This window comes from Actinomadura sp. B10D3, assembly GCF_039871695.1.
Classification (GTDB): domain Bacteria; phylum Actinomycetota; class Actinomycetes; order Streptosporangiales; family Streptosporangiaceae; genus Spirillospora; species Spirillospora madurae.
In genome coordinates this window covers 1-10,687 of sequence record NZ_JBDPLY010000061.1, presented here as the reverse complement: position 1 = coordinate 10,687, position 10,687 = coordinate 1, and the positions used below count along the sequence as shown (strand labels likewise).

The 10,687-nt window shown below is 70.1% G+C and carries 8 protein-coding genes; all 8 read left to right on the top strand.

Annotated features, from left to right (window positions below; all coding sequences use genetic code 11):
• Window positions 1-573 precede the first annotated feature (573 nt).
• Window positions 574-1,563, top strand: coding sequence for a tetratricopeptide repeat protein (locus tag ABGB11_RS41920; protein ID WP_347641267.1), 990 nt, complete (start codon window positions 574-576; stop codon window positions 1,561-1,563).
• 19 nt (window positions 1,564-1,582) lie between these two features.
• Complete coding sequence (locus ABGB11_RS41915) at window positions 1,583-2,956, top strand: hypothetical protein (protein WP_347641265.1); 1,374 nt, start codon at window positions 1,583-1,585, stop codon at window positions 2,954-2,956.
• The gene (locus ABGB11_RS41910) at window positions 2,880-3,734 is read left to right on the top strand and encodes a glycosyltransferase family A protein (protein ID WP_347641264.1); all 855 of its coding nucleotides are present in this window, start codon (window positions 2,880-2,882) and stop codon (window positions 3,732-3,734) included. The genes ABGB11_RS41915 and ABGB11_RS41910 overlap by 77 nt, the downstream gene beginning before the upstream one ends.
• A complete protein-coding gene (locus ABGB11_RS41905; RefSeq protein ID WP_347641263.1) occupies window positions 3,725-4,240 on the top strand; it encodes a low molecular weight protein-tyrosine-phosphatase in 516 nt (171 codons plus the stop codon). The genes ABGB11_RS41910 and ABGB11_RS41905 overlap by 10 nt, the downstream gene beginning before the upstream one ends.
• A gap of 8 nt (window positions 4,241-4,248) precedes the next feature.
• The gene (locus ABGB11_RS41900; protein WP_347641261.1) at window positions 4,249-6,651 is read left to right on the top strand and encodes a glycoside hydrolase family 3 N-terminal domain-containing protein; all 2,403 of its coding nucleotides are present in this window, start codon (window positions 4,249-4,251) and stop codon (window positions 6,649-6,651) included.
• A complete protein-coding gene (locus tag ABGB11_RS41895) occupies window positions 6,648-8,540 on the top strand; it encodes an ATP-binding cassette domain-containing protein (RefSeq protein ID WP_347641260.1) in 1,893 nt (630 codons plus the stop codon). The genes ABGB11_RS41900 and ABGB11_RS41895 overlap by 4 nt, the downstream gene beginning before the upstream one ends.
• Window positions 8,541-8,577: 37 nt before the next feature.
• Entirely contained in the window at window positions 8,578-10,347 is a 1,770-nt protein-coding gene (locus ABGB11_RS41890; RefSeq protein WP_347641259.1) for an ATP-binding cassette domain-containing protein, read from the top strand.
• 73 nt (window positions 10,348-10,420) lie between these two features.
• On the top strand, window positions 10,421-10,687 hold a 267-nt coding region (locus ABGB11_RS41885), incomplete at its 3' end, for a hypothetical protein (RefSeq protein WP_347641257.1).

Sequence of the window (10,687 nt, the reverse complement as noted above, 5' to 3'; positions counted from 1 at the left end):
CCACCCCCCGCGGTTGAGCCCCCCGACGCCGATGTGCTGCCCCAAGCGAAAGATGGCGCCGTCAGACGAGGACTCATCCGCAGGACGCAGCTCTCCCCGCAGGTCACACCCGGATAGCCAGGACGCGAACAGATAGTCGAGCCAGACCAGATACCGTCGAGAAAGTGGCTTGAAGGGCAGCAGAATTTCGCCGGGTCAAGCGCGAGTCGCGCCCCGAATATCGGCAGACCAGCAAGCCCGGCAGCCTGTTTCCGCGCCGGCGAGCCACGACCCGGCTCTCGGTGCGCGCCCCAGTCGGCCGCGCCGCCTCCACAGTGCAGCGCGCGGCGACCGATGGGTAACCCCGGGGGAGTTGTTCGTGGTTATCGTGTTTCTTCTTGTTGATCATATAGGCCGGATCGTGTGCTGCGGGCGGCTCGGGTGAGCCGTGAAGGTGATGTGAAGCTGATGTGAAGCGCCGGTGATCTACCATGCATGGAGTGGTGGTTTTGTGCTGGCCAGAATGGCGACAGTCTATGATCGTTGATCATGGCTTGCTATTCTCTGCTGCGGAAGTCGCTCTGGGGAGGGTAGATGGCCCTACGCTCGTCGCCGAATCGTGACGATGACCAGGCACGGGAGTTGAACGCCCGGAGGCGCGATGCCGATCGCGCGGGGGATGCCGGTGACATCGGCCGGGCGGTGGAAGTGCTGACGGAAATCCTTCCCCGTTACCTGGACGTGTTCGGCGACGAGCACGTGGAGACTCTCACCACCCGCGATTTCCTGGCTCATTGGATCGGGGAGGGCGGGCGGCCATGGGAGGCCCGAAAACTTTTCGAAAGCCAGCTCCCGTCATGGATCGAGCATGCCGGTCCCGACCATCCTGGAACGTTGCACTGCCGGCAGAACCTGTCGTATTGGGTCGGGGAGTGCGGGGAATTCGCGGAAGCGGCCGCGATGTGCGGGTCGCTGCTTGAGCGGCGGCGCGTCGTTCTCGGGGAGAGCGACCCGGACACCCTGGTCACCTACCACCGGCTGGGTTACTGGGTGGCCGAGGAGGGCGATCTCGTCCGTGCCATCACGATCATCGGTGGTGCGCTGAAGGCGCGCCTGGAGGCCTTCGGGCCGCTCCACGCCGACACCCTGACCTCGCGCCACGAGATGGCGCGGCGGCTGGGCGAGCTCGGCGACTGGCGCGACGCGAGGTGCCTGCTGGAGTCCGTCCTCGACGATCGTGCCGGTCTGCTGGGATGGGAGCACGTCAACGTGCTCACGACGCGCCATGAGCTGGCCCGGGCCATCGGGGAATCGGGTGCCCCGGACGAGGCGTACCGGCAGTTGGGTGAACTGCTGCCGACGCGGCGGAAGGTCCAAGGGTCGCGCCATCCCCGCACTCTCACGACGTTTCATGAGCTGGTCCGTTGGGGATTCGTGGTCGATCCTGGTGCGCCGCTGGACGCTGAGGAGTTGCTGGTCCATCGCCAGGACGTGTTGGGGAGCACCCATCCGCACACGGTGGCGACGGCGCGGCTCATTGCCCACGCACGCGAGGTGTCGCATCCACCTGCAGATGTTTCGTAGGACCTCCCCGGATGCGGGCGTGCGCCGGCCGGAGTATGACGTCGACCGGCTGCTGATGGCCCGGCGGGACGAGGCCGCGGCGCATTTCCAGTCGTACGGCATCGACCGTCTCAGCTACCCATGGGACACCCGGCGCGGTGACGCCCGCGAACCGGTCTACGCGGCGTCGCCGTGGATGATCGGTCCGCGGCTGGCCCGGACGATCTCGTCTGGTGTGCGCGCCGTCCTTGAGGCGATCGACCTGCTGCTGACCGACGATGGGCTTCCGCTGCCGGTTGGGCGCCAAGGCCTGTTGCCAGAGGTTCCCGGCGTGGACGCCTCCTGCCTTGTGGCCTCGGGGCAGGACTGGGCCCGGTCGGCCCGACCCGACCTGGTGGTCGATGGGGGAAAGGCGTGGATCGTGGATCTCAACGCGTCCCCCTGGCTGGGAGGTCTGGTCGAGGCATCGGATCTGTGTGCCGCGGCCTCAAGCCAGGAGGATGTCGGGCGCGTGCTCCATGACCTGGACGCTCGGCCGAGCATGCCGCTGCGGGATCTCGTCGACCATCTGCGTCGCACCGACTGCCCGGAGGGAGCCGGCCTTCTCGTCGTCAGCTGGTGGGCGGCCGCGTCCGACGACTACCCGGGACGGTACGCGCGAGGGCTGGCGTCCGCCCTGACCTCCCTGGGCCTCGCTTGCGCCGCCGCTCCTCTGGAGGCGCTGTGTTTCGACGAGGACGGGGTCCGTCTGGGGTATCAGCGGGTCGGCGCCGTCTATCGCTTCTTCGAGGAAGACCGGGGCGAGGACCCTGCCCGCGGAAGAGTCTGGACATCGCTGTGCCGGCGTATCGCGGACGGCCGGGTCCGGCTGGTCGGCAACTTCGTCGGTGACCTCTACGCGCACAAGGGGATGCTGGCCCTGGTCTCGGAGGCCGCCGACGAGGGGTTGCTCCCCGGCCCGCTCGCCCGCACGGTCCGTACCGTCCTGCCCTGGACCCGGCTCCTGGCGCCGCGCCGCTGCCTCACACCGTCCGGCCGGCTCGACCTGGTCGCGTACGCCCTGGCCTGGCCGGACCGCCTCGTCCTCAAGCCGGCCGACGGGTACGACGGCGACGGCGTCTTCTTCGGAGCGCGGTTGCGGCGGAGCGAATGGGAGGACGCACTGCATGCGGCGCTGCACGATTCGCACCGGCCCTGGGTTCTCCAGACCGACGTCCGACCCCCGTCCGAGGAGGTAGTGATCAGCCGTGCCGGAACACTCGCACCCACCCCGGTCCGCTCCGTGCTCGGCGCCTTCTTCGTCGGCCGCGAGTTCGTCGGGGGCATCCGGCGATGGAGTGCCGACGGCCGCGCCAACATCAGTCCCAGTCTGGGAGCCGGTGACGGACCCGTCTTCCTCACCGCAGGACGATGACACCGGGGTGACGGTTCTGACGGTCACCCGTGGCCGCCCCGACCTGCTTCAGGAGCGGTGCATGGCGTCCGTCCGGAAGCAGACCGTCCGCGTTCGCCATCTTGTGATCGTCGATGGCTGCCCGGCCACGCGGGCCGCGCTGCCGGAATCGCCACCCGGGACCGAGGTCCTCTACTCGCCCCGGTCCGCGTCCGACCACAGTGGTCCCGGGCGGCTCGCCCGCCTGCGGAACCTGGCCGTGGCGCGGGCGACCACCGATCGGATCGCCTTCCTGGACGACGACAACGAGTGGGAGCCCGAGCACATCGAGTCCCTCCTGTCGCTGGCCAGGGCCACCGGGTCCCCCGCGGTGCATTCCGAGCGCATCGTCCTGCACCCGGACGGTTCCCCATGGCTGGACGGGACCTGGCCGTGGAGCCGGGACCCAGCGGAGAGCCGAAGGAAATACGCGTTCGCCCTGGCCTGCGGCGTGGTCACCCCGGGCACGCCGTACATGCGGGACCGGGCCGATCCGCACCGGCGCACGGGGGCATGGCGTGACGTCGACACCAACACATGGCTTTTCGAGCGGGACCTCCTCCTCGCCCACCCATTTCTCGAGGAGTACACGCCGCAGCACGAGACCGACTTCATGGGAGAGGACAGCGTCCTGCTCGAAGAACTGCTGGACGCCGGTGTGGCAATCGCCTGCACGAAGCGGCCCACCCTGAGGTACTACCTCGGTGGCTTCTCCAACTGCGGCGGAAAGGGACGGGAGGACGGCTTCGCGTGGCGTTGACACCAGCAGTGCACGTCTGCTTCATCTGTAAAGGAAACATCTGCCGCTCGCCCATGGCGACGATCCTCTACCGGCACCACCTGCGAAAAGCCGACCTGGACCGGCATGTCCATGTCACCAGTGCAGGACTGTTCGACTGGTACGTGGGGTCCCCCGCCGACCCGAGGACCATGGCGGTCTTGCGCTCGAAAGGGATCCCCGGAGAGCACGTGGCAGCCTGCGTGGACAGCGATCACCTGTCCGCCGACCTCATTGTCGCGATGGACGAGGCCAATCTTCGGCAGGTACGCGAGATCGCGCCGCCTGGGGCGGACATACGGCTGATGCGCTCGTTCGCCGCCGTCTCGCCCAGGGAGCCGGCCCCGGACGTCCCTGACCCCTACTACGGCGATGACGATGACTTCCGCACCGTCTTCGACGTCCTGGAGGACTCCATGCCTGGGCTGGTGCGGTGGACCCGGGAACGGCTCGCCTACGGCGGGATCGCCGAAGAAACCACGGGATAGGACTGACCATGGATCTCGAACTGCCCCATCGGTCGCCGGCGACTGAAGCGTGGAGTGACTCCCGGCTCTCCGTCGACGCGCGCGTGGAGGCGCTGCTGGCCGAGATGACGCTGGACGAGAAGATCGCGCAGTTGCAGGGCGTCTGGGTCATGGTCGAGGACGGTGACGGCGGGACCCCGCGGCTCGCGCGCAACCTCATAGTGGAGGACGGCCCCGACCGCACGCCGTTGGAGGACCTGACCGTCCACGGCATAGGGCAGCTCGCCCGCGTGTACGGGTCGGTCCCCGTGGAACCGGAGTCGGCCGCCCGAGCGCTGTCGGGCTTCCAGCAGGAGCTGCGCCGGCGCACCCGCCTCGGGATCCCGGCGCTCGTCCACGAGGAGTGCCTGACGGGGGTCACCGCCTACCGGGCCGCGGCCTTCCCCGCCCCGCTGGCGTGGGCCGCCACGTTCGACGCCGCCACGGTCGAGCTGATGGCCCGCCGCATCGGTCAGGACCTGAGCGCTCTCGGGGTGCACCAGGGGCTCGCACCGGTGCTCGACGTCGTCCGGGATGCCCGGTGGGGTCGCGTGGAGGAGACGCTGGGGGAGGATCCCTACCTCGTCTCGGTCCTTGCCACCGCCTACGTGCGGGGCCTCCAGGACGCCGGGATCATCGCCACGGCGAAGCACTTCGCCGGCTACAGCGGCTCGCGCGCCGGTCGCAACCTGGCGCCCGTGAGCATCGGGCCCCGCGAGTTCATGGACGTCGTCCTGCCGCCCTTCGAGATGGTGCTGCGGGAGGGGCACGTGCAATCGGTCATGCCATCCAACGCCGACGTGGACGGCGTCCCGCCGACCGCCGACCCGAAACTCCTGCAAGAGCTGTTGCGCGATGAGTGGGACTTCCACGGCCTGGTGGTCGGGGACTACTTCGCGGTGTCGTATCTGCATCGGCTCCACGGTGTGGCGTCCTCACCGGAGGAGGCGGCGGCGCTGGCACTCGCCGCAGGGGTGGACGTCGAGCTGCCCACGGGCGAGTGCTTCCGGGAACCGCTCAAGCGACGCGCCGTTGCAGACCCGGCCTGCGTGCCGCTCATCGACTCCGCGGTGCGACGCGTACTCACCGAGAAGGCCGCGGCCGGGCTCCTGGATCGAACCTGGAACCCCGATCCCGGGATCGTGGCCTCGGCTCCCGCCGGCACCGAGGGCACTCCGGCCGACCGGGACGTCCGGCTGGACTCCGCGGAGCACCGGACGATGGCCCGGACGATCGCGGACCGCTCCGTGGTGCTGCTGCGCAACGGGCGCGGAACCCTGCCGCTCGATCCGGCGGCCTACAGCAAGATCGCGGTGGTCGGCCCGTGCGCGCACGAGCCCGCCGCGCTGCTCGGCTGCTACGCCTTCCCCAACCATGTCGGCCGGTACTACCCGGAAAGCGGCATGGGGATCGACGTCCCCACCATCTACGACGCCCTGCGGGAGCGACTTGCGAGAGGCCCGGCGCTGGAGTTCGCGCCGGGATGCGACGTGTCGAAGCCGGGCACCGAGCAGATCGCCGAGGCGGTCCGCGCCGCCGCCGGCGCGCAGCTGTGCGTGGCCGTCCTGGGAGACCGGGCCGGGCTGTTCGGGGACGGGACGTCCGGAGAGGGCTGCGACGTCCCCGACCTGGAACTGCCCGGCTCCCAGGGCGAACTGCTGGAGGCGGTGCTCGGTACGGGCACGCCCGTCGTCCTGGTCACGGTCTCCGGACGTCCCTACGCGACGGACCGGTGGGCGGAGAGGCTGGCCGGGCACGTGCAGGCGTTCTTCCCGGGCGAGGAGGGCGGCCGCGCCGTGGCGGGAGTCCTCCTTGGAGACGTCAACCCGTCCGGACGGCTACCGGTGGAGATGCCGCGGCACGGATCGGCCCAGCCGAGCACCTACCAGCGCCCGGCTTCAGCGGGGAAGACCGATATGACGGCAGCGGACCCGACGCCGCTCTACCCGTTCGGGCATGGGCTCTCGTACACGAGATTCGAGCACCACGACCTGCGGCTCGGAACCGGTCAGATGGCAACGGACGGGACGCTGGACATCGAGTTCCGGGTCACCAACGCCGGCGACACGGCGGGAACGGACGTCCCGCAGCTGTACCTCTGCGATCCGGTGGCCCAGGTCGCCCGGCCATCGCGGCAACTGCTCGCCTTCACCCGCGTGGACCTCCCGACCGGTGGAACGGCGGTGGTGCGGTGCCGCCTGCACGCCGACCGCCTGGCCTATACCGGACGGGACCTGCACCGCATCGTCGAGCCCGGCCTGATCCACCTGCTCGTCGGGCGCTCGGCCGAGGACATCTCGCTCTCGGCCGAGGTCGACGTCGTCGGGCCGGTGCGCCGGGTGGACCATCGACGGACGCTCTCCACGCCGATGAGCGTCCAGACCGTCCGTTGAACACCGGACTCAGCGGCACGCCGGCGGGCGCTCTCGCCGACCGGGCCCGGACGACGCTGCACGAACGGCGCAGGCTCCTGCACCTGATGCCGGACATTGGCCGGCCCCTGCTCGCGGCACTGGTCTCCGTGAACGCGCTGGCGGCCGGACTCCCGCTGACCGTGACCCTTGTGACCGGGCACCTGTCGGGCGCCCTGATCGAGTATCCCGCCGGGACCGACGCCTCCACGGTCGTGCGTGACCTGATGCTCTGGTCCGCCGTGCTGGCCACGGCAGTGGTGGGGCAGCAGGTGTCGGTCCCGCTGGAGCGGGCGCTGGCCGAGATCGCCCGCCGGCGGGTCGACCTGGCGGTGCATCAGCGCATCGTGCGGATCTGCCTGGAACGTGGCGACCTGGGCCCGCTGGAGGACCCCGCCGTCCGGGATCTGCTCACCGAGGCCCGGCGGCCACTGGACCACGGCTGGCAGACACCAGGGGAGGCCTGCGCAGCTCAGCTCGTCGCGCTGTCGCGCTACGGCACGATCCTGGGCTTGGTCACCTTGCTCTCCGCCGTGACCGACTGGCTGGTCGGGGTGCTGCTGCTGGCGGTGGTCCTGCTGTTCCGCCTCGGGCAGGTGCGGGCGCAGCGACGCTACTCCACCGTCTGGGACGATCTCGCACCCAAGCTGCGGCGCAGCGACTATCTGCGCCGGATCGCCATCGGCGCCAAGGGCGGAAAGGAGGTCCGGCTGTTCGGGCTGGGCCCGTGGATCGCGGACGGGTACGCGTCGGTCCATCAGGACTGGCTCGGCATCGTCCGCGCAGAGCGGCGGCGCATCCTGCTCCACCCGTTCCTGCGGTACACGGGCATCGGCCTCGTCGCCCTGGGCCTGGCCTGCCTCGCCGTCGCCGCGGAGGCGGGGCGGCAGCACGACCTGACCGGCCTGGTGGTCTCCCTGCAGGCGACCGTTGCCGCGATCATGCTCGCCCAGTTCTGGCCGGAGGCGGATCTGCAACTGATCTTCGGCATGCGCTCGGTCCTGGCGACGGACCGGCTGGAGAAGGCCGTCGCCAGTGGCAGCCGCCCTCCGAAAGGGGAGGAGGCGCGGTTCCGGAGTCCAGGGGCGTCGAAGGATCCGTCGCCGCCGGCCCCCGCGGTGTCGTTCGAGGACGTCTCCTTCACCTACCCCGGCAGTGAACGCCCAGTGCTCAGATCTCTGACGCTGACCCTCCCATCAGGCGCCTGCACCGCCCTGGTCGGTGGCAACGGGACAGGAAAGACCACCGTGGTCAAGCTCCTGACGCAGCTCTACCGACCCGACGGCGGCCGGACCCGTGCCGACGGCACCCCACTGGAAGAACTGCCTCCGGAGCACTGGCGTCGACGCACCTCGGTGGTGTTCCAGGATTTCCTCCGCTACCACCTCTCCGCGCGGGAGAACATCGCGCTGGGCGCTCCGCTCGCCCCCTGGGACGAGGACAGGATCCGGCAGGCCGCCGAGGACGCCGGGATCGCCCGGACACTGGCCGGCCTGCCGGACGGATTCGACACCCCGCTCTCGCGCCTGTACCCCGGCGGGACCGACCTGTCCGGCGGGCAGTGGCAGCGGATCGCCATCGCCCGCTGCCTCTACGCCGTCTCGCACGGTGCCCGGCTGGTGATCCTGGACGAACCGACCGCCGCGCTGGACGTCCGTGCGGAGGCGGCGTTCTTCGACGAGTTCATGGAACTGACCCAGGGCGCCACATGCCTGCTGATCTCCCACCGGTTCTCCAGCGTGCGGCGCGCCGACCGGATCGTCCGGATCGGCGGCGGCCGCGTCCAGGAAACGGGGACGCACGATGACCTCATCAGCGCAGGAGGGGAGTATGCCCGGCTCTTCCGGCTCCAGGCCGAACGGTTCCGCTGAGGGGTCCCGGCGACGGCGACGTTCCTCGACCGGCGCCGTGACCGCCTGCGCGCGGCTGATCCGCGCAGCCTGGGGCATCGACCGGCTCAAGCTGGCACTCGCCCTCGGGCTGGTCATGCTCCAGGCCGCCGCCATCCCCGTCGTGGCGCTCACCTTCGGACTGCTCACCGACCGGACGCTGCGCGGCGACGGCACCGGGGCGGCGGTCGCGGCCCTCTGCGCCGCGTTGGGGATCATGGCCCACCTCAGCGCCGGGCATCTGGCGCACGTGCTCTACTTCGAGCTGGGCGAGCAGATCTTCCTGGACCTCGACCTGACCTGTGCCCGTGCTCTGGACACGTCGCCGACCTTGGAGCCCCATGAGAGCCCCTCGGTCGCGGATCGGATCGAGATCCTGCGCACGGAACTGGAACGGGTCAGCTGGCTCGGTATCCAGGCCGTGATGACCGGCTGCGGGCTCGCCGTCGGCATGCTGACCACGGGTTTCCTCCTGGCCCGGATCAGCCCGTGGCTGCTCGCACTGCCCGCGACGGCACTGCCCGCCATATGGGCGGTCGCCCGCGCCGAGGCCCTCATGGCCGCTGCCAGGAACGCCGCGGCCGTCCACGAGCGCCAAGCACGCCATCTCTTCGAACTGGCGTCGTCGACCGGGTCGGCGGCCGAGCTCAAGGCCGGCGGCGCGGGTCCCCGGATCGCCGGCCACCACGCGGCCGCCTGGAACCGCGCGAGCGCCCGTCTGGACAGGGGGGAGATCCGGGCCGCGCTGGTCAAGATGGCCGGTGAGTCGCTCTTCTGCCTGGGCTACCTCGCCGCGACGGTGCTGGTCGCCGGACGGGTCCTGGCGGGCCAGGTCGGAGTGGGAGACCTGATCCTCACCGTCCTGCTGGCACTTCAGGTCAACGGGCAGATGGCCACGGCGGTGTCAGCGATCAAGGAACTGCGCCGCCTGGGCCACACGCTCGACCACCTCGCCTGGCTGGACGCCCGCTGCCGTGCCCCCACAGAGGCACCGTCCGAATCGGTAGCCCGCCGGCCCAAAGGCATCGAACTGGAGTCCCTGCGGTTCAGCTACCCCGACTCCGACGCGACCGTCCTGGACGACGTGAACCTGTACCTGCCGGCCGGGACCGTGGTGGCCTTCGTCGGAGAGAACGGCGCCGGGAAGTCCTCCCTCGTCAAGCTGCTGTGCGGGTTCTACCGGCCCACGCAGGGCACGGTCAGGATCGACGGTGTCGACATGGAACAACTCGATGTTCGCGCGTGGCAGCAGGAGGTCTCCGCGGTCTTCCAGGACGCGGAGAGATTCGAGTTCATCGTGCGGGAAGCCGTAGGGATGGGCGACCTCACAGCGCGGTGGTCTCGCGAGGCCGTCCAACGCGCGATCGAGGTCTCCGGAGCCGCCACCGTCGTCGACAAGCTAAAGAACGGGATCGATTCCCCAGTGGGGCAGTCGCTGGTCGACGGCGCCGAACTGTCAGGGGGACAGTGGCAGTCCCTAGCCCTGGCCCGAGGCTCGATGCGATCGACACCGCGGCTACTGGTGCTCGACGAGCCGACCTCCGCGCTGGATCCCGCAGCCGAGGCCGCGGTCTTCGCCCGTTTCGTGGCACTGTCACGCGAAGCCCGAGAACGCGACGGCACGGTCACCGTCCTCGTATCGCACCGCTTCGGCACGGTCAGAGCAGCAGACCTCATCGTCGTCCTGGACGAGGGCCGAGTAGTCGAAACAGGCACCCACGAGGGACTAATGAAACAACACGGCCGATACCACGACCTATTCGACCTCCAAGCGCGCCAGTACTCCTGAACAGCGGCGACAGTGGCTCGACAGCCGAGCGAACATGCTGGCCGCTGTTCTACCCCACCTGACTCAGGTGCTGGTGACGGGCGCCAGGACGAGAACCGTCGCGGGTGGCCGGTGGCAGGACACGCCGTCACCCGAACGCGCCGGGCTGACGGCGGCGAGCCCGCCTCCTCCCGGCCCCAACATCGTGACCGCCCGCGGGCCAGGAAACGGCGCCAACGGATACTGCGTCCTCGCCGCCACGGCGGGCGAGAAGACCTCCCTCGGGACCTGGCGGTCGACACTCCCGGGCCGACTCCACGGCGGGCCGATGACCATGCCCGCCAACGTCACGCCGACGCGG